The 22,346-nt window shown below is 62.3% G+C and carries 19 protein-coding genes; 11 read left to right on the forward strand and 8 right to left on the reverse strand.

Annotated features, from left to right (window positions below):
* Nucleotides 1-552: 552 nt before the first annotated feature.
* Nucleotides 553-966 (reverse strand): fasciclin domain-containing protein, encoded by a 414-nt coding sequence (locus ACP7AD_RS01095; protein ID WP_426145221.1) that lies wholly within the window; start codon nt 964-966, stop codon nt 553-555.
* Nucleotides 967-1,249: 283 nt separating this feature from the next.
* Between ACP7AD_RS01095 and ACP7AD_RS01100 the strand changes: the two genes are divergently transcribed.
* Both ACP7AD_RS01100 and ACP7AD_RS01105 read left to right on the forward strand, forming a co-directional pair.
* Nucleotides 1,250-1,516, forward strand: a complete 267-nt coding sequence (locus tag ACP7AD_RS01100) for a transposase family protein (protein WP_426145223.1) — start codon at nt 1,250-1,252, stop codon at nt 1,514-1,516.
* A 30-nt stretch (nt 1,517-1,546) separates the two neighbouring features.
* Nucleotides 1,547-2,383, forward strand: a complete 837-nt coding sequence (locus ACP7AD_RS01105; protein ID WP_426145224.1) for an ISAs1 family transposase — start codon at nt 1,547-1,549, stop codon at nt 2,381-2,383.
* A gap of 114 nt (nt 2,384-2,497) precedes the next feature.
* Here the strand turns inward: ACP7AD_RS01105 and ACP7AD_RS01110 are convergent, their stop codons facing one another.
* Nucleotides 2,498-4,402, reverse strand: coding sequence for a PAS domain S-box protein (locus ACP7AD_RS01110; protein ID WP_426145225.1), 1,905 nt, complete (start codon nt 4,400-4,402; stop codon nt 2,498-2,500).
* 137 nt (nt 4,403-4,539) lie between these two features.
* Nucleotides 4,540-6,252 (reverse strand): methyl-accepting chemotaxis protein, encoded by a 1,713-nt coding sequence (locus tag ACP7AD_RS01115; RefSeq protein WP_426145227.1) that lies wholly within the window; start codon nt 6,250-6,252, stop codon nt 4,540-4,542.
* Nucleotides 6,253-6,661: 409 nt separating this feature from the next.
* Between ACP7AD_RS01115 and ACP7AD_RS01120 the strand changes: the two genes are divergently transcribed.
* Complete coding sequence (locus tag ACP7AD_RS01120; protein WP_426145228.1) at nt 6,662-7,552, forward strand: MerR family transcriptional regulator; 891 nt, start codon at nt 6,662-6,664, stop codon at nt 7,550-7,552.
* Nucleotides 7,553-7,635: 83 nt separating this feature from the next.
* Here the strand turns inward: ACP7AD_RS01120 and ACP7AD_RS01125 are convergent, their stop codons facing one another.
* The 3 genes from ACP7AD_RS01125 to nadC form a co-directional block, all read right to left on the reverse strand.
* On the reverse strand, nt 7,636-9,411 hold the full coding sequence (locus ACP7AD_RS01125) for a chorismate-binding protein (protein WP_426145230.1): 1,776 nt from the start codon (nt 9,409-9,411) through the stop codon (nt 7,636-7,638).
* 61 nt (nt 9,412-9,472) lie between these two features.
* Nucleotides 9,473-10,597, reverse strand: a complete 1,125-nt coding sequence (gene nadA / locus ACP7AD_RS01130; RefSeq protein WP_426145231.1) for a quinolinate synthase NadA — start codon at nt 10,595-10,597, stop codon at nt 9,473-9,475.
* Nucleotides 10,597-11,472 carry a carboxylating nicotinate-nucleotide diphosphorylase gene (gene nadC, locus ACP7AD_RS01135; protein ID WP_426145233.1) on the reverse strand — a complete coding sequence of 292 codons (876 nt, stop codon included), beginning with the start codon at nt 11,470-11,472 and terminating at the stop codon, nt 10,597-10,599. Before nadC ends, nadA begins: the two co-directional genes overlap by 1 nt.
* Before the next feature lie 176 nt (nt 11,473-11,648).
* Between nadC and panD the strand changes: the two genes are divergently transcribed.
* The 8 genes from panD to ACP7AD_RS01175 all read left to right on the forward strand — a co-directional run bounded on the left by panD (nt 11,649) and on the right by ACP7AD_RS01175 (nt 18,849).
* On the forward strand, nt 11,649-12,029 hold the full coding sequence (panD, locus tag ACP7AD_RS01140) for an aspartate 1-decarboxylase (RefSeq protein WP_426145234.1): 381 nt from the start codon (nt 11,649-11,651) through the stop codon (nt 12,027-12,029).
* Nucleotides 12,030-12,055: 26 nt separating this feature from the next.
* Nucleotides 12,056-13,390: an adenosylmethionine--8-amino-7-oxononanoate transaminase gene (gene bioA, locus ACP7AD_RS01145; RefSeq protein ID WP_426145236.1), complete on the forward strand. Its 1,335-nt coding sequence runs from the start codon at nt 12,056-12,058 to the stop codon at nt 13,388-13,390.
* Entirely contained in the window at nt 13,387-14,088 is a 702-nt protein-coding gene (gene bioD, locus ACP7AD_RS01150; protein WP_426145238.1) for a dethiobiotin synthase, read from the forward strand. The genes bioA and bioD overlap by 4 nt, the downstream gene beginning before the upstream one ends.
* A 13-nt stretch (nt 14,089-14,101) precedes the next feature.
* The gene (gene bioF / locus ACP7AD_RS01155; protein WP_426145240.1) at nt 14,102-15,298 is read left to right on the forward strand and encodes an 8-amino-7-oxononanoate synthase; all 1,197 of its coding nucleotides are present in this window, start codon (nt 14,102-14,104) and stop codon (nt 15,296-15,298) included.
* Nucleotides 15,299-15,305: 7 nt separating this feature from the next.
* On the forward strand, nt 15,306-16,376 hold the full coding sequence (gene bioB, locus ACP7AD_RS01160) for a biotin synthase BioB (protein ID WP_426145241.1): 1,071 nt from the start codon (nt 15,306-15,308) through the stop codon (nt 16,374-16,376).
* Between the two features lie 84 nt (nt 16,377-16,460).
* On the forward strand, nt 16,461-17,363 hold the full coding sequence (gene panB, locus ACP7AD_RS01165) for a 3-methyl-2-oxobutanoate hydroxymethyltransferase (RefSeq protein ID WP_426145242.1): 903 nt from the start codon (nt 16,461-16,463) through the stop codon (nt 17,361-17,363).
* Nucleotides 17,364-17,451: 88 nt separating this feature from the next.
* Nucleotides 17,452-18,303: a pantoate--beta-alanine ligase gene (gene panC / locus ACP7AD_RS01170; RefSeq protein WP_426145244.1), complete on the forward strand. Its 852-nt coding sequence runs from the start codon at nt 17,452-17,454 to the stop codon at nt 18,301-18,303.
* Nucleotides 18,304-18,519: 216 nt separating this feature from the next.
* Complete coding sequence (locus ACP7AD_RS01175; protein WP_426145246.1) at nt 18,520-18,849, forward strand: cupin domain-containing protein; 330 nt, start codon at nt 18,520-18,522, stop codon at nt 18,847-18,849.
* A gap of 76 nt (nt 18,850-18,925) precedes the next feature.
* Here ACP7AD_RS01175 and ACP7AD_RS01180 read toward each other — a convergent pair whose 3' ends face one another.
* Complete coding sequence (locus tag ACP7AD_RS01180; protein ID WP_426165941.1) at nt 18,926-19,603, reverse strand: IS1595 family transposase; 678 nt, start codon at nt 19,601-19,603, stop codon at nt 18,926-18,928.
* A gap of 94 nt (nt 19,604-19,697) precedes the next feature.
* Nucleotides 19,698-22,322 (reverse strand): alanine--tRNA ligase, encoded by a 2,625-nt coding sequence (gene alaS / locus ACP7AD_RS01185; protein WP_426146836.1) that lies wholly within the window; start codon nt 22,320-22,322, stop codon nt 19,698-19,700.
* Nucleotides 22,323-22,346 lie beyond the last annotated feature (24 nt).

A 22,346-nucleotide genomic window follows, 5' to 3' on the forward strand; every position in this document is an offset into this window, starting at 1 on the left:
AGCGCCTCCGGCGACGGTCCGCGCAATACTGCCGGCAGCCTCCATGGCCTGAGCTATGGACAGCCCGAGCTGCTGGACGATGCCTGCAAAAGAAAGGGCGGTCATTTACCGTCGTGTCCACGTCGGCGCATCCAGACTGTAAGGCCAGGGAAGACGCCAGCGGCGCATCCATCAACGACTTCGATGCCATGCATCTGCGCAGGTCGGCGGCGCAAAACTTTTTCGTAGCGCTGGTAAAAACAGCGCTAGCCCGCCAGCGACTCTGCTCTCAAGCCATAGCGGCATCTGCGCAGCAACCGGCCACCTGCGCAGGCTGTTTGAATACAAAAATAAGCGGTCGAATCGGCATTTCGCGCTTGATGGACGTGCGCAAGCTGCTATCAAAAAAAAATGACGTTCAGGCACGGCAAACGCCCAGCATTTCGCATCTTTGATGACATCGTTCGACGGGTTTGTGAAGCAGCTGCCAGCAATGAAAACAGCTCGCAAACTGGTGTTTGCGAGCTGTGAATTTCACTGGCCTTTACCGGCCCTGAAAGTCATCCTGGTGGATCAGGCCGCAGGCAGCAGCACCGCGTCGATGACGTGGATCACACCGTTCGTGCACTCAATGTCAGTCGTCACGACGTTGACATTGCCATTGAGTTTCACGCCGCCGGTGGTGCTGATTTTCAGCAGCTTGCCGTTGACGGTGGCGGCGGTTTTGCCGTCCATCGTCATCACGTCAGCGGCCATCACTTTGCCAGCCACCACGTGGTATGTGAGGATGGCCTTGAGCTTGGGAATGTCATTTAGCAGGCTTTCCACCGTGCCGGCAGGCAACTTGGCGAAGGCTTCGTCGCTTGGCGCAAACACGGTGAAAGGGCCCGTGCCCTTCAGTGTGTCCACCAGGCCAGCGGCGGTGACGGCGGTTGCCAGGGTCTTGAAAGTACCGGCGGCTACGGCTGTATCAATGATGTCGTGCATGTAAAAATCCTTCAACAATGATTGAAAACCTAGGTCAGGCTGACGTAGGAAAACAGCACGTGCGCTTGATGGAGCGGATTACGATCAAAACCATTCAGCTTAGCCATCGCCCGTACTGCGAGATAAGTCTAGGGCCCCAAGGTAAATTAGGTTTCCCTGAGGGTCATTACGCCTGCCATGCGGCGTGTGGTGCCAGGGCCAGGGCAGTTGCATTTGAAGAAATTTGAGCGGAAAGGACAAAAACTGGTGTTCACTCAAGCATTTTTCATTGCAAGTGAACCTGATGCTGATTCAAGCTTTCTCGATACTGCCCGATCCACGCACCGGTCCTGCACAGCGCCATGATCTCAAGGAGATGATCGTGATGACGCTGAGCGCCGTGCTGTGCGGAGCGGACAACTGGGTAGACATCACTGAGTGGGCCAGCGACAACGAAGGCTGGCTCAAAAAATACCTGGTCCTGGAGCAGGGAACACCTTCGCACGACACGTTCGGGCGCGTCTTTCGCCTGTTGGACGCAGAGGTTTTTGAGCAATGCTTTCGCCGCTGAATACGAGGCATTGCGGGCCATGTCAAAGGCGTGATTGCCCTGGATGGCAAAACGCTGTGCGGCTCGCGCGATGGCGCGAAAACGGCGCTGCACATGGTCAGTGCCTTTGCGACACAAAGCGACTTGTGCCTGGGCCAGGAGGGCACGCGGGGAAAGGACCACGAGATTGTGGCCATCAAGGCGCTGCTGGAGGCGCTCACACTCAAGGATTGCACCGTGACCATCGATGCCATAGGCTGTCAGACGGAAATCGCCGAGAAGATCGTTGTACAAGGCGGTCACTACCTGCTGGCGCTCAAGGCCAATCAGGGCACGCTCTTCGATAGCGTGGCGGAGCTCTACGCCGAGGGCCAGAGGCACGGCTTTGGCAGCTTGGCAGTGAGCCGCTTCGAGACGCTGGAAAAAGACCACGGGCGCATTGAGACGCGGCGCCATGTGTGGGTGGGCAAGCTCGACTGGATGGAGCCGTCGCTGCGCGATGACTGGGAAAACCTTGCAGGCGTTGGTATGGTCGAGCGCCAGCGCCAGCGCCAGCGCCAGATCAAGGGCAAGGTCTCGGTGGAGCACACGTTCTACATTGGCTCCAAAGGCGTTTCATCAGCCCAGGCGCTGGCCGAGGCAGCCAGGGGCCACTGGGGAGTTGAAAACCGCCTGCACTGGGTGCTCGATGTCACGTTTCGCGAGGATGAGTGCCGGGTGCGCACAGGGCATTTGCCGCGCAATCTCTCGACCATGCGAAAGTTCGCCCTGACGCTGCTGCGTCAGAACCAGCAGTATCCCAAACGCAGTTTGCGCAGCCGCCGCAAAACCGCTGACCGCCTCACCGATTACAGAGAATCACTCCTAGACCTTCAGGCTCGGGAGTAAATGTAATTGCCCTGTGGCCGTGAGGACCACTTCTATTGACTGTCTGGCGGAAGCGGTGTTTTTATGATGAGTGGTATCACGTTGTATCTGTGAACAATATTTGTCCTTTAAATATCAACTGGGCAAAGTAAAGTAAAAACTCGCCCCGCACCCGGGTGTCGATTCAGCCCATATTTTTCCGCCTTGCCGTCGGATGACGCGACTGACGGTGGTCAGTCCAATGCCCGTCCCCGGAAACTCCGAGACTGCATGCAAACGCTGGAACGGCTTGAACAGCTGATCTGCATAGGCCATGTCAAAGCCAATGCCATTGTCACGCACGAAAAAGACAGGTGGTTTTCCAGGTTCTGATTGTTGGCCAACCCTGATCTGGGCCTGGATTTTTTGCGAGCTAAACTTCCACGCATTTTCCAGCAGGTTTTCCATCACCACCCTGAGGAGCCGTGCATCGCCATACGCCTGCAGGCCGCTTTCAATGTGAGTTGTAACCTGGCGCTCAGGTTCGCGCGCCTGGCGCTCGTCCAGAATACTGCGGGCCATCAGCGACAGGTCTACGGTCTCGCTACGCATCAGCGTCTGCGACACCTGGGCGAGTGCCAACAGGACTTCAATCGTTTGCTCTATCTGTGCCGCACTGGCCTGGATACTTGCCAAGTAGCGCTGTGCCTTTTCACTCGCGTTGCCAGCCAGGTCTTTGGCCAGCAAATTGCTGTATCCGCTAATGGTGCTGAGCGGTGAGCGTAAATCATGAGAAACCGAATACGAAAAAGCTTGGAGTTCCTGATTTGACAGACGCAGAGCCATCTCGGTCACCTTGATTTCCGTGATGTCTTGCAAAACGCCGAAAAGACGCACCACCTTGCCGTTCTCCAGCGTGGCACGGCCCTGGGTGCGCACCCAAATCTGCTGCCCTTTTGCTGTGATCAGCGGCAGTTCCAAATCCCAGGGGGTGGCATTTTGAAGCGCGGCTTTTATCGCAGCCTTGACAACAGGCTGAGCCTCAGGCGCGTAAAAACTCACAGGATCTTCAAGCCCTGTGCCCCCCATCGAGGCGTCAAGCTCATGGATATGGTAAATCTCTTCAGAGTAGTACGGCGCCTTGGTCTGCATATCCATTTCCCAGCCGCCCACCCTGGCCAGAGCCCCGGTGCGGTTGAGCAAGTCGACCTGACGGGTAATGACCTGTTCGGAACGCTTGCGGTTCGTGATCTCCCTCACTATGCCGGTGCGGCGATGGGTTATATCATCCGACCCGTTGTCTTCAACCCAACCGAGCAGTTGAATCCATCGCACTTTGTCGCACGACGTGATGACCCGGAACTCGGCTTCCAGCGGCATGCCAGCCAGAACGGCAGCGTCGCGCTCGAGTACAAACGCCTGGCGGTCGTCCGGATGGATTCGTTGGAGAAATTCATTAAAGGTACCGTTAAGCATGGCACGCTCCAGGCCCATCATGTGGTGGGCCTCATCGCACCACCACATTCGCTGAGTAGCGAGGTCGATCTGCCAGTAGGCGATGCGCGCCACGCGCTGCGCCACCTGGAGCCTGCGGTGGCTCTCGCGCAACTGGGCTTCATTTCTCGCCTGCTCGTGCTGCAGCCGATGCATTTCTGTAACGTCGCGAATAATCACTGTGAACAGCTTGCCTTGGGGCGTGTCGAGCAGTGAGATCGAGGCGTCCAAGGGAAACTCTTCGCCGTTACGGCGCAGCCCATAGACCACCCTGTTAATGCCCATGCGCCGGGAGGACACGCCGGTGTTGCCGTACCGCTCGACATGCTGGGCATGCGCTTGGCGAAAATGCACGGGAATCAGTTTTTCGAGGGGTTGACCCACAACTTCCAGGCTGGGCCAGCCGAATATTTCCTCGGCTGCATGGTTGTAAGCAACTATTCTTTGCTGACCGTCGACTGTGATGATCGCATCCATGGCTGAGTGCAACACGCCTGCCAAAAGTTCTGCCGCGTTGCCCCGGTCGTTGCTTTCCGGATCACGGCGGTCGATGGAGGTAAAGAGCATGGTTCTTTCTTATTACTGATAGAGGGCCGGACTTGCTTGAACCCCGTTTTTCCGCCAGTTGCTGACCGGCGCCTGGTGATGAGGTTTGTTTGCGTTCTGCCCCACGAACATTCAAACCGTGGGGTAATCAGTCACCTTTAAAAGGTTTCCCAGTCCCCGCCACAAGCCAGTGGCCTGGCACTGGCCAGAGGCTGATAGTGGCGTGCAGCAATGCCGTGCCTGGCTGGTGGCGGTTGCCCCGGCCCCGGACGTTTGACACTTGGCCTGCGCTGGGGTGCAGTCAAGTGGTGGGGTTTCCCGTTGTCCGACTTGTACACATTGACCCCATCCAACAACTCGGTGGCCTGCTCCTGCAGTGACTGCGCGGCCGCCGCCGCCTCTTCCACCAGCGCGGCGTTTTGCTGCGTCACCTGGTCCATCTGCGTGATCGCCTGGTTGATCTGCTCGATACCTGAGGTCTGCTCCTGGCTCGCTGCAGTGATCTCGGCCATGATGTCGGTCACGCGCTTGACGCTGTCCACGATCTCGTCCATCGTCTTGCCCGCTTCCACGACCTGCTTGCCGCCGTCCTCAACCTTGTCCATGGAGTCGCCGATCAAGGTCTTGATCTCCTTGGCCGCCGCCGCCGAGCGCTGAGCCAGGTTTCGGACCTCCGCCGCCACCACCGCAAAGCCGCGTCCCTGCTCACCGGCCCGGGCCGCTTCCACCGCCGCATTCAAGGCCAGGATGTTGGTCTGAAAGGCGATGCCGTCGATCACGCCGATGATGTCCATGATCTTTCTGGAAGAGGTGTTGATGGCGCCCATGGTCTGCACCACCTGGGACACGACATGGCCGCCCTTGACGGCCACGCCCGAGGCCGAGACCGCCAGCTGGTTGGCCTGGCGGGCGTTGTCGGCGTTTTGCTTGACGGTGGAGGTGAGTTCCTCCATCGAAGCGGCGGTTTCTTCAAGCGAACTGGCCTGCTGCTCGGTGCGGGAAGACAGATCAAGGTTGCCCTGGGCAATTTCATTGCTGGCCATGGACACGCTCATTGCTCGCTCGCCCACATCATCCACCAGAGCCCGCAGGTTCAGACCTGCTTGGTTGACAGCGCGCAACAACATGCCGATTTCATCAACTCGGTTTAGATTAATGTTGCTGCCAGCTTGCCCGCTGGCAACTTTTTGAGCCTGCTCCAGGATGGCCGCCAGCGGGGATGCCACCTGCATCACCAGCAGCTTGGTGCCGAGCAAAGCGCCCGCAAGCAGGCCCACTGTCAACACCGCCAACGGTACGCCAGAGACTCCGCCCCCCAGAGCGGCAACCCCCGGTATCGCCACCATCAGCGCTGCGGCCAGCCGGATACGCCAGCGGACCGGCATCACCTGAAACAGCGAGGCCCAAGCCATCAATCCTTTTCTGACAATGATGCCTTTGTGAAAGGTAAGTCCGCGCGCGCGTCCCTCGCGAAGTCGCCGGTATAGGTCTTCGGCTGCGCTCACTTCATGTGCCTCGGGTTTCGTGCGCACCGACATGTAGCCGGTGACCACGCCAGCTCGCTGAACAGGGGTTGCGTTTGCCCGAACCCAATAGTGGTCTCCGTTCTTGCGCCGGTTCTTGACCAGCGCCGTCCACGACTCGCCCGCCTTGAGTGTGGCCCACATGTCGGCAAAGGCCTCGGCTGGCATGTCCGGGTGCCGGACAGTGTTATGAGGTAGACCCATGATTTCTTCACGACTGAATCCACTGACTTCAATGAATGCCGCATTGGCATAAGTGATGTGACTTTGTGTATCGGTCGTGGACATCAACGTCACTCCGTCCGAAAACGGATAGTCGCGCTGCGTGACGGGCTGGTTGTTATTCATCGGTCTTTTTGTTTCAGGATTTCAGGGGCAATTTCAAAATATCAGACTGCGCTTGATGCGCATGTCAATGAGGGGAACGATGATCTGCACAAGATCAAAACCTCCCTTTTGGAGCGCTGTAGCCTTGGGGTTTTTATTCACCCTGTCGGCTCTGCGCACTTGTGGTGTCAAAAATTCATAGTTTCCTTACCCTTCGCTACCTTGCTTGAATACCTTCGGTGCGGTTTTTTCATGGCTGGTGCGCGGGCATCTAGCGCTATTTGACTTCGTCTCTTTAGGTCTAGGCGGCAGGGCATCTTGATTTAAAGAACTGACCACCTCAGTTTTTTGTAACTTTAAATATTTTGTACTACTAATGGTAACTACCTATAGCTATTTTAGCTAGGACAAAAAATGAAAAAACACCTATTTGACTATTTCCGCCGTCTCTGAGGAGACAGGAATCGCCAAGGAAGTCTTGAGGAAATGGGAAGAACGCTATGGATTTCCAATCCCTGACAGGAATGGTGCTGGTGTGCGTCTGTACCGGATTGAGCACACCAGGCGTCTCAAACTCATCAAAACACTGTTGGAAGAAGGTATGCGGCCCGGAAAAATCGTACCGCTGGACGAAGTGCATTTGAAAGAGCTCATCGCAACCCACGGCCTCCCAGTCGTTCAGCGGCCAATCTCCGTTGAAATGGGATGCGTTGTGCAATGGCTGCAGGCCCATGATCCCGGTTTGCTAAAGGATCAACTCCACGGTGAAATTGTGCGGCGCGGATTACGCGATTTCATCCAAAACGCCATGCCGGCCCTGAACACGGCAGTTGGTAATGCGTGGGTTAACGGTGACATTTCCATCAAGGATGAGCATCTCTACACTGAAACCGTGCAGGCGTTGGTCCGAAAAGGTCTCTCAGTCCACACCAGTTCGGCAGGGTCGCCGCGCATCCTGCTCACTACGGCTACCGGTGAATTGCATACTTTGGGTCTGCTGATGATTGAAGGTTTGATGACGCTCGAAGGCGCGACCTGTATCGCGCTGGGCGCGCAGCTTCCCTTGGGAGAAATAGCGTCGGCAAGTCAGGCGTATCAGGTCGATATTGTTTGCCTGTCATTCAGTCTGGCATTTCCGCGAAAGAAATTTGGTTCCGTCCTGCGAGAGTTGCGCATGCTTTGTCCTGGAGACATTGAGGTCTGGGCCGGTGGTGCAGGTGTTGCCAGAATTGAGAAAGTACCCAGAGGCGTTTCGGTCATCCCGACCTTAGGAGGTGCACTTGAGGCTTTAAAAAGTTATCACAGGCGACAACTCGCTTGACATTCACCGATTTGAGGCCTGTGCGCTCAGCGGCCCAGCCTTGGCGGACGCACCATTGAGCCTCCAAATACCCCAAAACCAGATCAAACCATCTCTGCCCCAATCCACCCGCGCAGGCTGTTCAAGAACGCCCAGCCCTGCACGCGCGGCACATCGTCCAGCCGCACCACCGATTCGACCAGCTGGCCCTCGCGCAGCGCCAGCGCCCGGCCGATACCGGACAACAGGCCGCAGACCAGCGGCGGCGTGACCCAGCGACCATTGATCAGCATCGCCACGTTGCCGCGCGTGCATTCGGTGATTTCGCCTTCTGCGTTCCAGAGCACGGTGTCGAACACGCCGGGCGCGATGGGCGTGAAGGCGTCGTAATGCGCGCGGTGGGTGGTCTTGAAGCGCACGAACTCGCCGTGGGCTTCCAGCAACGGACGGTCGGCCAATTGCAGGCGAACCTGATCGGGCGATGCGTCCATGGCAAACGCTTCGGCGCGTGGCCGGCCCTGCGCATTGAGGAGCAGGCGCACGCGCCACAAGCCTTGCACGTGCGCTTGCGCCAGTTCGCGCAGGCAGCTTTCGACCTGGACCGCATTCCACGCGTAGCCGAAATGCGCGGCAGCGCTGGCCAGTCGCTCCAGGTGCTCGGCGGCGTGGCGCAGCTGGCCGCCGTCCAGCGCCAGGGTTTCCAGAAGGTCGAACGGCATGCTGGCGCGCTCCAGAAATTGTCGTTTGTTGCGCCATTCCTGCCATTCGGCGTCAGGCATTGCGCTAGACGTGATACCGCTGCCAATACCGCAGCGCAGCACGCCCGACTTGACGGTGACGGTGCGAATCGGCACGTTGAAGGTGGCGTGGATGCCCTGCCCCGGCTCACCTGGCTCACTCGGCCGCACCACGCCAATCGCGCCGCAGTACACGCCGCGCGGCCCGGCTTCCAGCGCGCGGATCATCTGCATGGCGCGCACCTTGGGCGCGCCGGTGACCGAGCCGCAGGGAAACAGCGCGCCGAACACGTCGGCCAGCGTGGTGCCGGCGCGGGTTCTCGCCTGCACGTCTGACGTCATCTGCCACACGGTGGGCAGCGCCTCGGCGTGGAACAAAACGGGCACCCGCACGCTGAAAGGCTCGGCGATGCGCGAAATGTCGTTGCGCAGCAGGTCGACGATCATGACGTTTTCGGCGCGTTCCTTGGGCGATGCGCGCAGGGCGTCGGCCTGCGCGGCGTCGGCTGGCAGCGTGGCGCCGCGCGCGGCCGTGCCTTTCATGGGCCGGGCCAGGATGCTGCCCTCCCGCCAGTCGAAAAACAGTTCGGGCGACACCGACAGCAGCTGTTCATCGCCGGTGTCGATGAAGGCCGCGTAGCCGCCCGGCTGGGCGCGCTGCAGCGCGGCGAACAGGGCTTGCGCCGCGCCCGCTTCGGGTTCGCCAAACCACTCGCCCCGCAGCGGCGCGGTCAGGTTCACCTGGTACAGCTCGCCGGCGGCAATGGCTTGCTGGATGTGCGCCACGGCCGCGCCAAACGCCGGACGCGGGCAGGTGTCGAGCCATTCGACGCGGGCGGCTGCGGCGCTGTCATCTTCAGGCCAGGGCAAGGGCACGTCATGCACGGCAAACCAGGCCAGCGGGCCATCGGCGGGATGCACGATCAGCGCGGCGTCAAAAGCCGGGGCGGCTTCATAGCGCACAAAGCCAACGCACCAGCATCCCTGCTCCGCAGCGGCCTGAACCGCATCGAGCACGGCGCGCACCTCGTGCGGTTCATGCGCCACCAGCACGGCGCGCGGCATGCCAAAGGCATGGCGCAGGCGCGGCGCGGCGCTGTCCTGCGGATCGGAAAAGTCGATGCGTGCGGAAATAATGGTCAAATCAGCCTTCTGCGCTTGCCTGGTATGCGCAAGCAGCTATTAAAACAGGAGTTCCACGTGCTTATGCTGCGCCGATATGGGGCACCAGCCCGGCGGTCGGCTGGCCGTTCCTGAGCGCCGCCGTGAAGGCCAGCATGCGGTCAATCGGCAGGCGCGCGTGCAGGCCGAGCGCCGGGTCGATGTGGACTTCATTGCTTCCGGTTTCCAGCACCTGCGCCAGCCCGGCTAGAGAGTTCATCGCCATCCACGGGCAATGCGCGCAGCTTTTGCAGGTGGCGCTGTTGCCGGCTGTGGGCGCTTCGATGAAGACCTTGCCGGGGTTGAGCGTGCGCAGCTTGTGCATCATGCCGTTGTCGGTGGCGACGATGAACTCGGGCGCGTCCATATCTCGCGCGGCCTTCAGGATGGCCGAGGTCGAGCCGACCGTATCGGCCAGCGCCACCACGTCGGCGGGCGACTCGGGATGCACCAGCACCTTGGCCAGCGGGTGCTCCTTCATCAGCGCCTGCAACTCGAAGGCCTTGAATTCGTCGTGCACGATGCAGGCGCCGTTCCACATCACCATGTCGGCGCCGGTCTCAACCTGGATATAGCCGCCCAGGTGCCGGTCGGGCGCCCAGAGGATTTTCTGGCCTTGTTCCTTCAGCGCACGCACGATGTCCAGCGCGCAGCTCGACGTGACCACCCAGTCGGCCCGCGCCTTGACCGCTGCGCTGGTGTTGGCATAGACCACCACCGCGCGGTCGGGATGCTCGTCACAAAAGGCGCTGAACTCGTCAATCGGGCAGCCCAGGTCGAGCGAGCAGGTGGCGTCCAGGTCGGGCATCAGCACGCGCTTTTCGGGCGACAGGATCTTGGCGGTTTCGCCCATGAAGCGCACGCCCGACACCACCAGCGTCTGCGCGGCGTGGTCGCGGCCGAAGCGCGCCATTTCGAGCGAATCCGAGACGATGCCGCCGGTTTCCTCGGCCAGGTCCTGCAGGTCGGGATGGACGTAGTAATGCGACACCATGACGGCGTTTTTGGCTTTGAGCAGGCTGCGGATGCGGTCTTTCAGCGCGGTGCGCTCGGCTTGAGACGGCTCGACCGGCACGCGCGCCCAGGCGTGGCGGGTCGAGCAGGCGCCCGCGCCGGGCGTCAAAGGCTGCTCGTAATTGACGTCAATGCGGGACAAAACGGCACTCATCAATTTCCTCCTTGCGGCGCATCAAAGCGCATCGAAAAATCTATGGCCTGCACATCCTTGGTCAAGGTGCCGATGGAAATGCGGTCCACGCCGGTCTCGGCCAGCTCGCGCAGGCCGGCCAGCGTGACGCCGCCTGAAATCTCCAGCACCGCCCGCCCGGCGTTGAGGCGCACGGCTTCGCGCAGCGTGGGTAAATTCATGTTGTCGAGCAGAACCATCGTCGCACCGGCGTCCAGCGCTTCATGCAGCTGCGCCAGCGTTTCCACCTCGATCTCGACAAAATCAGCCTGCGCGGCGATTTTTGCGGCTTGCTGCAGTACCTGCGCAATGCCGCCGGCGGCTGCAATGTGGTTTTCCTTGATCAGCACCGCGTCGTACAGGCCGACCCGGTGGTTGGTGCCGCCTCCAGTCAGCACCGCGTATTTTTGCGCCAGGCGCAGGCCCGGCAGCGTCTTGCGGGTATCGACGATGCGCGCCTTCGTGCCCTCGACCTCGGCGACATACGTGGCCGTCTTGGTGGCCACGGCGCTCAGCAGTTGCAGGAAATTGAGCGCCGTGCGTTCGGCCGACAGCAGCGCCCGGGCCTGGCCGCGCATTTCAACCACCACCTGATTGGGCGCGCAACGCTCGCCGTCGCGCACATGCCAGACCACGGCGGCCTCGGGATCAAGCTGCCTGAGCGCCGACTCGAACCAGGCCGTGCCGCAAAGCACCGCGCTTTCGCGGGCCAGCACATGAGCGGACGCCTGGCTTGTCGGGTCAATCAGGGCGGCCGTCAAATCGCCGGCGCCCACATCCTCGGCCAGCGCGCGCATGACATCGGACCTAGCCAGCAAGGCCAGCACCTCGGCATCGAAAACAAACGACTTTTTCATAAACATTTCAGGTAAAAGCTTGCACAAAGCGGTGTATTAAAATAATTATTAATTAAAAAATACTGTATTTCCCGCCCAAAGCGTACAGCCCCATGGCGATGGGCATTGCAGCAAATACCTGCCAGCACGTCTTTTGCGGTTTTTTTGATCGCTTAACTTTACTCCTGCCATCCTCCATGTTCAGAACCCTGCTCAAATCGAAAATCCACCGCGCCGCCGTGACCCACTGCGAGCTGAACTACGAAGGCTCGTGCGCCATCGACGAAGACCTGCTGGACGCCGCCAACCTGGGCGAGAACGAACAGGTCCACATCTGGAACATCAACAACGGCGAGCGCTTCATCACCTACGCGATACGCGCCGAACGCGGCAGCCGCATCATCTCGGTCAATGGCTCGGCGGCGCGGCGCGCAGCCGTGGGCGACCTGGTCATCATTGCCGCCTTTGCCCAGCTTGAAGAAAAGGAAGTGGCGGGATTCCAGCCCAAGCTGGTGTTCGTCACCCCGGACAACCGCATCCAGGAAGAGCGCTCGACCATCCCGGTGCAGATGGCTTGACCCAGCTGCCCACCCAGGAGCCCCGGATGGACAACCCGTCAATGATCGCGCGCAGCCTGCGCCATGTGTGGCACCCGTGCACGCAGATGAAGCTGCACGAGTCGCAACCCCCGGTGCCGATTGCCCGGGCCGAAGGCGTGTGGCTGTACGACTTTGAGGGCAAGCGTTACCTTGACGGCATCAGCTCCTGGTGGGTCAACCTGTTTGGCCACAACCACCCGCACATCAAGGCCGCACTGGTTGACCAGCTGGACCGGCTCGACCACGTGATGCTGGCGGGTTTCACGCACCAGCCGGTGGTCGAGCTGTCGGAGCGGCTGGGCATGCTGACCGGCCTGGGCCATGCCTTCTACGGCAGCGACGGCGCCAGCGCCACTGAAATTGCGCTGAAGATGAGCGCGCATTACTGGCGCAACACTGGCCGTCCGGAAAAATGCCGCTTCATCGGCCTGGCCGGCGGCTACCACGGCGAAACCGTGGGCGCGCTGGCCGTGACCGACATCGCAATTTTCCGCGAAGCCTACGCGCCGCTGGTGCGGCTGGCCGCCACCGTGCCGAGTCCCGATGCCCGAAACGCCCAGTCGGGCGAAAGCGCCGCCGATACCGCCCGGCGCGCGGCCACCGGCCTGCAACACTGGCTGGAGCAGCACCATGCGCAGACCGCCGCGCTGATCGTCGAGCCGATGGTGCAGTGCGCCACCGGCATGGTGATGTACGACGCCGCCTACCTGCGCGAGGCGCGCGCGCTGTGCGACCGCTACGAGGTGCACCTGATCGCCGACGAAATCGCCACCGGCTTTGGCCGCACCGGAACGATGTTCGCGCACCAGCAGGCCGGCATCCTGCCCGACTTCATCTGCCTGTCCAAAGGGCTGACCGGCGGCACCCTGCCGCTGTCGGCGGTGCTGACCACCGACACGGTCTATGGCGCGTTCTACGACGACGACATGGCGCGCGGCTTTTTGCATTCGCATTCCTACACCGGCAACCCGCTAGCCTGCCGCGCTGCGCTGGCCACGCTCGAATTGTTTGAACAAACCGACGTGCTGGCGCGCAACGCCGAACTGGCGCTGCTGCTGGACCTGGCGTTTGCGCCGCTGACGCAACATCCCTCGGTGCGGCACGCGCGCCGGCTCGGCATGGTCTGGGCCTGGGACATTGATGAAACGGCCGTCGGCCACGCACCGCTGCCCCACTTTGCGCGCCGCTATGCCCGGCACGCCCTGGCGCACGGCGTCGTGCTGCGCCCGATTGGTCACACGCTGTACGCCATGCCGCCCTATGCGATGGATGCAGGCACGGCGGCCCATCTGGCGCACGGCGCACTGGCGGCGCTTGAGGCCACGCTGGCGGAAACATGACGCGCTTGATCCCATCCACGCCTGAAACGCTGTCCCTGTTTGTCACCGGCACCGACACCGGCGTAGGCAAGACGCTGGTCAGCGCCGCCTTGCTGCACGCCTTGTCGAAACACCATGCGCGGGTGGTTGGCATGAAGCCGGTGGCGGCGGGAACGCAGTGCATCAACGGCGTGCCCGCCAACGACGATGTGCTGGCCCTGCGCGCCGCCTCCAGCCTGGCCGTGCCGCCCGAACTAGACAACCCGGTGCTGCTGCCCGACCCGGTGTCGCCGCACATCGCCGCCGCGCGCGCCGGCGTGCAGATCGACATTGCCCACCTGGTCGCCTGTCACCGCGTGCTGGCGACGCTGGCCGACGCCGTGGTGGTCGAGGGCGCGGGCGGCTTTCAGGTGCCGCTCTCGGCGACCGAAACCGGCGCCGACCTGGCGCAGGCACTGGGCCTGCCGGTGGTGCTGGTGGTCGGCCTGCGGCTCGGCTGCCTGAACCATGCGCTGTTGACCGCCGAAGCGATTCGCGCCCGGGGGCTCACACTGGCCGGCTGGGTCGCCAATCACGTCGATCCCGCCATGCTGGCGCAGGAAGACAACATCGCCTTTTTGCGCCAGCGGCTCCAGGCGCCCCTGATCGCCAGCATTCCCCACCAGTCCGCGCCTGATCCGCGCGCTGTGGCTTTTCAGCTTCCTGCTGCGTGGCAATAAAGCCATGGCTTCTATGACAACTTCCTGGCTTGACGAATTTCCGGCCCGCATCAAGGAACTCGACGCTGCCCACCTGCGCCGCCAGCGCCGGGTGGTCACGCCCGACGGCGGCGCCCGCCTGAAGGTGAACGGGCAAATCATGCTGGCCTTTTGCAGCAACGACTACCTCGGCCTGGCCACGCATCCGGCGCTGGTGCGGGCGGCCTGCGACGCGGCCAATGCCTGTGGCGTGGGATCGGGCGGCTCGCCGCTGGTCAGCGGCCACAGCGCCGCCAACGCGGCGCTGGAGCACGAACTGGCCGCCTTTGTGGGCCTGGAGCGCGCGCTGTATTTCTATGCCGGTTACGCCACCAACATCGGCATCATTCCGGCGCTGGTGGGCGCCGGCGACGCGATTTTTTCGGACGCGCTGAACCATGCCTGCCTGATTGACGGCGCCCGGCTCGCGCGCGCCGAGGTTCACCGCTACGCGCACGCCGACCTGGCCGCGCTGGACCGCGAAATGGCGCAAAGCGTCGCCCGCCGTAAGCTAGTCATCAGCGATGCGGTGTTCAGCATGGACGGCGACAGCGCGGACATTGCCGGCCTGCTGGCGCTGTGCGAGCGCCACGACGCCCTGCTGCTGCTCGACGATGCGCACGGCTTTGGCGTGCTGGGTCCGCAAGGCCGTGGAAGCCTGGCGGCGGCGGGCCTGCATGGCGCCCACGCATCTTGCCGCGTGCTCTACATGGCCACGCTGGGCAAGGCCGCTGGCGTGGCGGGCGCCTTTGTGGCGGGCGACGACGCGCTTGTCGAATGGCTGCTGCAAAAAACCCGCAGCTACACCTTCGCCACCGCCGCCCCGGCGATGCTGGCAAGCGCCTTGCGCGCAAGCTTACAAATTATTGAGCAGGACGATTGGCGGCGCGCACATTTGCAGCGCCTCATTGCGCGCCTGCGCAGCGGCTTGACGGCCGGCCTGCGGGGCAGCCACTGGCGGCTGTCCGACTCGCAAACCGCCATCCAGCCGCTGTTGATCGGCCGCAACGACGAGGCCCTGGCGGCGATGGAGGGCCTGCGCCTGGGCGGCATCTGGGTGCCCGCGATTCGACCGCCGACCGTGCCCGAAGGCACGGCGCGCCTGCGTATTGCCTTGTCAGCGGCGCATACCGAGGCCGATATCGACTTGTTGATCGACGCCGTGGCCGTATTGGCCAGGGCCTCCCGTTGACAGCGGGATGACGCCCTTTTCAACCAGACCTCACAACCATTTCGAACCAAGGAATTCTTCCATGTCCACCGCTGTAGAACAGACCATCACCCTGCACCGCGCCCCTGCCTCGCCAGCGCCAAAAACCGGCGACGAACGCTGGAGCATCGACGCGATTGAAGCGCTGTTCAACCTGCCCTTTCCCGAACTGATGCACCAGGCGCAAACCGTGCACCGCGAGAATTTCGACCCCACGCGCGTTGAATTCGCCACGCTGCTGTCGGTCAAGACCGGCGGCTGCGCCGAGGACTGCGGCTACTGCCCGCAGGCCGCCCGTTACGACACCGGCGTGGAGGCCAGCAAGCTGATGGAGCCGGCCGAAGTGCTGGCCGCCGCCAAGCTGGCGCAAGCCGCCGGCGCCACGCGCTTTTGCATGGGCGCGGCCTGGCGCTCGCCCAAGGAGCGCGACATTGAAAAAGTCGCCGAGCTGATCCGCACCGTCAAGGCGCTGGGGCTGGAAACCTGCGCCACGCTGGGCATGCTCGAAGACGGCCAGGCGCAAACGCTGCAGGACGCCGGCCTGGACTACTACAACCACAACCTCGACAGCGCGCCTGATTTTTACAGCGACATCATCACCACGCGCCAGTACCAGGACCGGCTCGACACGCTGGCGCGCGTGCGCAGCGCTGGCGTCAAGGTCTGCTGCGGCGGCATTGTCGGCATGGGCGAAACCCGCCGCCAGCGCGCCGGCCTGGTAGCCGAGCTGGCCAACCTCACGCCCTACCCGGAATCGGTGCCGATTAACAACCTGGTCAAGGTTGAAGGTACGCCGCTGGCGGACCAGGCCGACTTGGACCCGTTCGAGTTTGTCCGCACCATTGCGGTGGCGCGCATCACCATGCCAACGGCGCGCGTGCGCCTGTCGGCCGGACGCCAGCAGATGGGCGACGCGGTGCAGGCACTGTGCTTTCTGGCTGGCGCCAATTCAATCTTCTACGGCGACAAACTGCTGGTCACCGGCAACCCCGACACCGACGCCGACCTCCAGCTGCTGAAGCGGCTGGGCATGACACGCGCGGCGCCGCAGGCGGCGTGATGTACCGGGCGGGCCTCGTCTCTTGAGACCCGCCCTGATTACCCTGCCAGCGGATTAAACTCCCGCTCATTCAGGAGAGTGCCCATGATTTCAGACAACGCAGCCGCCCCCGTTTCCGCATCGCCCGGCGCTACGCCCTACGGCACGCTGCCACCCGCCTCCACGCCGTCCGCGCGCAAGCCCATGAGCCTGCCGCGCCTGCGCGAAATGCACATGCACGGCGACAAGATCACCATGCTGACCGCCTACGACGCCACCTTTGCCGCCGTGGCCGATGCCGCCGGCGTCGAATGCATCCTGGTGGGCGACTCGCTCGGCATGGTCTGCCAGGGCTTGAGCAGCACAGTCGGCGTGACGCTGGAGGCCATGCGCCACCACACCGAATGCGTGGCCAACGGCCTGCGCCGTGCGCACGCCACGGCCTGGCTGATTGGCGACCTGCCCTTTGGCAGCTACCATGAATCGAAAGAGCAGGCGCTGCGCAGCGCGGTCGTGCTGATGCAGGCCGGCGCGCACATGGTCAAGCTAGAGGGCGGCGGCTGGACGACGGACACCGTGCGCTTTCTGGTCGAGCGCGGTATTCCGGTCTGCGCCCACCTCGGGCTGACACCGCAAACCGTGCATGCGCTGGGCGGCTACCGCGTGCAGGGCAAGACCGAAGAATCGGCCGCGCTGCTGCGCCGCGAAGCCAGCGCGCTGCAGGATGCGGGCGCGTCCATGCTGGTGCTGGAAATGGTGCCGGCGGCGCTGTCGGCCGAGGTCACGCAACTGCTCACGCGCTGCCCGACCATCGGCATTGGCGCGGGCAATGGCACGTCGGGCCAGGTGCTGGTGCTGCACGACATGCTGGGCATGAACCTGGGCAAGATGGCCAAGTTTGTCCACAACTTCATGGACGGCGCGCCCAGCGTGCGCGGCGCCATGGAGGCCTATGTGCGCGCCGTGAAGGACGGCAGCTTTCCGGTGAACGCCACCCACGCGTGGTAGCCGCCCGCCCCTGCACCTGCTTGCTCACGCTTTCAACCCGCCTTCATCCAGACCGGCCGCCCGAGGCCTTTTCCAGGGAACATAAAAAATGCACATCGTCCACACCATTGCAGAACTGCGCCAGCAGCTGAGCGGCTTCAGGCGCCCGGCCTTCATCCCCACCATGGGCAATCTGCACGAAGGCCATATCGCGCTCGTCAAGCAGGCCAAGCCGCTGGGCGACGTGACGGTGTCGAGCATTTTTGTCAACCGCCTGCAGTTCGCTCCGCACGAAGACTTTGACAGCTACCCGCGCACGCTCGATGCCGATGCCCAGCGGCTGGAGTCGGCGGGCTGCGACGTGGTGTTCGCCCCGCGCGAGAAAGACCTGTATCCCGAGCCGCAAACCTTCAAAGTGCATCCGGCAACCGACCTGAGCGACATCCTGGAGGGCCATTTCAGGCCCGGTTTCTTCATTGGCGTGAGCACCGTGGTGATGAAGCTGTTTTCCTGCGTCTTTGCCGGCATGCCGGGCGGCGTCGCGGCCTTCGGCAAGAAGGACTACCAGCAGGTGATGGTGGTGCGCCGCATGGTGCAACAGTTTGCATTGCCCATCGAGATTCTGGCCGGCGAGACGCAGCGCGCCGACGACGGGCTGGCCCTGTCATCGCGCAACAGCTACCTCACACCCGAGCAGCGCCAGGAAGCGGTGCATCTTTCGCAAGCCTTGCGCGCGCTGGGCGAAGCCGCGCGCGCGGCACCCGGCCTGCCCGACCTGGCCGCGCTGGAAGCCCAGGCCATGCAGGCGCTGGCCCGGCGCGGCTGGAAGCCCGACTACCTGACGGTGCGCCGGCGTGCCGACCTGATGCCGCCGCACGGCCTGCTGGCCGGCAAACCGCTCGTCGTGCTGGGCGCGGCCAAGCTGGGCAACACCCGGCTGATCGACAACCTGGAGATTTGAGGCGGGGCGGTAAGCTTAGAACCGCCACAATTGATTTTTTTTGATAGCTGCTTGCACATACGCCATAAGCGCTGAAAGCACTTTTACCTGGGTTTCTTCGAGCCGCCTCCAATCACCGCACCTGCTACGCCAGTAAACGCTTGCACATGTATCGGCAACTGGCACTGATGTATAAAACGCCTCAAGGCATTCCCGCCGCTTTCATGGAGTTTCACTATGGCCATTGCACATGCCGCCCCCGGACAACTCGTTGATGTCCAGCCCCTGGGCAACAAGCTGTCCGAATCACGCAATGTCGCCTTGTTCAAGACCGATGAGCTCGAAGTTATTCGCCTGGTCATGCCGGCGGGCAAAACCATGCCGTCGCACTGGGTCAAGGGCGAAGTCACGATTCACTGCCTGGAGGGCGCGATCGCCCTGACGGCAGGCGGGCATACGCGGCAGATGAAGGCGGGCCAGCTGGTCTGGCTGGAAGGCGGTGTTGACCATGCACTGGCAGCGGTGCAGGATTCGTCGCTGCTGCTGACCATCGCGCTTCGAAAATAATGATCAAATAGGCCTTATCCGCAATAGGGACTAGCGCTAGCAGCTATATATTTAGGGGCTTAGGAAGCAGAGGCGATTAAAGCGGGTTGCTTCTGAGCAAGGCCAGCAGGGCATGATAAAGGCTTTGATGGCGGTGATTGAAGCGGTACTCCGTCTCTTTCAGATGCAGATAGAACGTATGCCGGGGCACGCCGTTGAACTGCACCAGACGACGCTTGGCGTAGCTCCAGAAGCTCTCGATGCCGTTGACGTGAACACTGCCCCGAGCAAACTCGTTGTTGCCGTGGTTGACCCGCAAGTGTTTGTCAAAGCCCACATCGACCAGGCCGTCATAGCCGCGCCAGCGGTCTGTGTGAATCACGCTGGCAATATCGGCCTTGCCCCGGATGATGGCTTGAAGCACGGCTTTGGAGGCGTTGGGCACGATCTCGGTGTATACGTTCTGGCCCCGCTTGAGCAGCCCAAAAACCACTGTTTTGCCCCCCGCGCCCCGACCCCGCAGGCCACGCACTCGGCGAGGACCGAAGTACGACTCATCGGCTTCGAGTTCTCCGCCCAGCGGTGAAACCTGCTCGCAGTGCTCGGCCAGGCGGCGTCGCACGCGCAGGTAAATGGTGTTGACTGAGCGCACTGACACGCCGCTGAGTTCGGCGCAATCGGTGGCCGTCAAGTCCATGGCGAAATAGCGCATTACTTGACGGAATTTGGCTTCACTGATTTTGGAATGCCTGAAATACCGGTTTTTCTGAATCACGATAGGAACTTAGCTTAGCTGTCGATAAGCTCTGGTTCCTAAGCCCCTAAATAGATAGCTGACAGCACCCACTACTCAAACCGTTTCAGGCATTTCAGACGCGTTCGGCGACCCAGGACTGCACGGACTTGAGTGCCGCTTCCAGACCGGACGGGTCGGTGCCGCCGGCCATGGCCATGTCGGCTTTGCCGCCGCCCTTGCCGCCAACCTGGCTGGCCACGAAGTTGACCAGTTCGCCGGCCTTGACCTTGCCCGTACTGTCGCTGGTCACGCCGGCAGCAATCTGCACCTTGTTGCCATCGACCGCCGCCAGCACGATGACGGCTGTTTTCAGCTTGTCCTTGAGCTTGTCCATGGTTTCGCGCAGCGTCTTGGCATCGGCGCCTTCGAGTCTGGCAGCCAGCACCTTCAGACCGTTCACATCGACGGCTTGCAGCATCAGCTCGTCGCCCTGCGATGAAGCGAGCTTGCCCTTGAGCGCGGCAACCTCCTTTTCGAGCGACCTGACCTGCTCCAGCACCTGGCCGATGCGATTCTGCAACTCGGACGGGCTGGCCTTGAGCGTTCCAGCTGCCGACTCCACGGTCGATTCGAGCGACTGCAAATAGGCCAGCGCGTTCTGGCCGGTGACGGCTTCGACACGGCGCACGCCCGAGGCCACGCCGCTTTCGGACACGATCTTGAACAGGCCAATGTCGCCGGTGCGGCCGACGTGCGTGCCGCCGCACAGTTCCTTGCTCGAGCCGATGCTAAGCACACGCACGGTGTCGCCATACTTTTCACCGAACAGCATCATCGCGCCCGATTGCTGGGCCGCTTCCATGTCCATTTCGCTGGCGTCGGTGGCGATGTTGGCGAGGATTTCGGCATTAACCAGGGCTTCGACCTCGCGGATCTGCGCGTCGGTCATGGGCGCGTTGTGCGCGAAGTCAAAACGCGTGCGTTCGGCATTGACCAGGCTGCCCTTTTGCTGCACATGGGTGCCCAGCACTTCGCGCAAGGCCTTGTGCATCAAATGGGTCGCGCTGTGGTTGCGCACCGTGGCGGCGCGCACGGCCGCATTGACCCGTGCATTCACATGGTCGCCCACGGCCAGCGTGCCTTCGGCCTGCGTGCCGTGGTGGCCGTACACATCGGCCTTGATCTTGAGCGTGTCGCTGACAGCAAAGCGGGCCGAGCCGCTGATGAGTTCGCCCTCGTCGCCGGCCTGGCCGCCGCTTTCAGAATAGAAAGGCGTCGAATCCAGCACCACCACGCCTTCTTGACCGGCTTTCAGGGCTGCCACGCTGGTGCCGTCTGCATAGATAGCTATGATTTTTGAGGTCTCTTCGAGGTGTTCGTAGCCGGTGAAAATGTTGCCCGTGCCGGTGTAGTCGAGCGCCTTGTCCATCTTGAACTTGCCGGCGGCTCTGGCCTGGGCTTTTTGTTGGTTCATGGCCACGGCAAAGCCAAGCTCGTCCACGCTCAGGCCACGCTCGCGGCACACGTCGGCCGACAAGTCCAGCGGAAAGCCATAGGTGTCGTGCAGCTTGAAGGCGACTTCGCCCGGCAGCACCTTGACGCCATCGGCCAGCGCGGCGTCCAGAATCTGCATGCCGGTTTCCAGCGTCTCGAAAAAGCGCTCTTCCTCGGCCTTGAGCACGGCGGTGATGCGCGGCGCATCGGCCGCCAGGCGCGGATACGCATCGCCCATCAGCCCGGCCAGGTCGGCCACCAGCTTGTGGAAGAACGGCGTCTTCTTGCCCAGCAGATAGCCGTGGCGAATCGCGCGGCGGATGATGCGGCGCTGCACATAGCCGCGTCCTTCGTTCGACGGGTTCACGCCGTCGCTCACCAGGAAGGACGTGGCGCGGATGTGGTCGGCAATCACGCGCAGGCTCTTGTGGCCCAGGTCAGCCTCGCCGGTTTCGCGGGCGGCGGCCTTGACCAGCACGTCGAAAATGTCGATTTCGTAGTTGCTGTGGACATGCTGCAGGATGGCGGCCAGGCGCTCCAGCCCCATGCCGGTATCGACACAAGGAGCCGGCAGCGGCGTGACCGAGCCAGTTTCGTCCATGTTGAACTGCATGAACACGTTGTTCCAGATCTCGATGAAGCGGTCGCCGTCTTCGTCCGGGCTGCCCGGCGGGCCGCCGGGGATGTGGTCGCCATGGTCGTAGAAGATTTCCGAGCACGGGCCGCACGGGCCGGTGTCGGCCATCATCCAGAAGTTGTCGGACTTGTAGCGCCCGCCCTTGTTGTCGCCAATGCGGATCACGCGCTCGGGTGGCAAGCCGATTTCCTTGGTCCAGATGTCGTAGGCTTCGTCGTCTTCTTCATAGACCGTGGCCAGCAGGCGGTCGGCAGGCAGCTTGTACACCTCGGTCAGCAATTCCCAGGCCCATTTCAGCGACTCGCGCTTGAAGTAGTCGCCAAAGCTCCAGTTGCCCAGCATCTCGAAAAAGGTGTGGTGGCGCGCGGTGTAGCCGACGTTTTCCAGGTCGTTGTGCTTGCCGCCGGCGCGCAGGCAGGCCTGCACCGAGGTGGCGCGCACATACGGGCGCTTGTCGGTGCCCAGGAACACGTCCTTGAACTGGACCATGCCCGAGTTGGTGAACATCAGCGTCGGGTCGTTGCCCGGCACCAGCGAGCTGGACGGCACGACGGTATGACCCTTGGAGGCGAAGAAGTCGAGGAAGGTCTTGCGGATGTCGGCAACGGTGAAAACAGGTGTGCTCATGGGGTGGGATCAATTCTCAGGAAA

This window comes from Polaromonas sp. DSP2-3-2b2 (assembly GCF_049895905.1).
GTDB lineage: Bacteria > Pseudomonadota > Gammaproteobacteria > Burkholderiales > Burkholderiaceae_C > Polaromonas.

Bases quoted from the DNA above. Each gene is read 5' to 3' on its own strand.
- ACP7AD_RS01095 (WP_426145221.1), bottom strand. From the start codon at position 966: ATGCACGACATCATTGATACAGCCGTAGCCGCCGGTACTTTCAAGACC.
- ACP7AD_RS01100 (WP_426145223.1), top strand. From the start codon at position 1,250: ATGCTGATTCAAGCTTTCTCGATACTGCCCGATCCACGCACCGGTCCT.
- ACP7AD_RS01110 (WP_426145225.1), bottom strand. From the start codon at position 4,402: ATGCTCTTTACCTCCATCGACCGCCGTGATCCGGAAAGCAACGACCGG.
- ACP7AD_RS01115 (WP_426145227.1), bottom strand. From the start codon at position 6,252: ATGAATAACAACCAGCCCGTCACGCAGCGCGACTATCCGTTTTCGGAC.
- nadA (WP_426145231.1), bottom strand. From the start codon at position 10,597: ATGAGTGCCGTTTTGTCCCGCATTGACGTCAATTACGAGCAGCCTTTG.
- nadC (WP_426145233.1), bottom strand. From the start codon at position 11,472: ATGAAAAAGTCGTTTGTTTTCGATGCCGAGGTGCTGGCCTTGCTGGCT.
- panD (WP_426145234.1), top strand. From the start codon at position 11,649: ATGTTCAGAACCCTGCTCAAATCGAAAATCCACCGCGCCGCCGTGACC.
- bioA (WP_426145236.1), top strand. From the start codon at position 12,056: ATGGACAACCCGTCAATGATCGCGCGCAGCCTGCGCCATGTGTGGCAC.
- bioD (WP_426145238.1), top strand. From the start codon at position 13,387: ATGACGCGCTTGATCCCATCCACGCCTGAAACGCTGTCCCTGTTTGTC.
- bioF (WP_426145240.1), top strand. From the start codon at position 14,102: ATGACAACTTCCTGGCTTGACGAATTTCCGGCCCGCATCAAGGAACTC.
- bioB (WP_426145241.1), top strand. From the start codon at position 15,306: ATGACGCCCTTTTCAACCAGACCTCACAACCATTTCGAACCAAGGAAT.
- panB (WP_426145242.1), top strand. From the start codon at position 16,461: ATGATTTCAGACAACGCAGCCGCCCCCGTTTCCGCATCGCCCGGCGCT.
- panC (WP_426145244.1), top strand. From the start codon at position 17,452: ATGCACATCGTCCACACCATTGCAGAACTGCGCCAGCAGCTGAGCGGC.
- ACP7AD_RS01175 (WP_426145246.1), top strand. From the start codon at position 18,520: ATGGCCATTGCACATGCCGCCCCCGGACAACTCGTTGATGTCCAGCCC.
- alaS (WP_426146836.1), bottom strand. From the start codon at position 22,322: ATGAGCACACCTGTTTTCACCGTTGCCGACATCCGCAAGACCTTCCTC.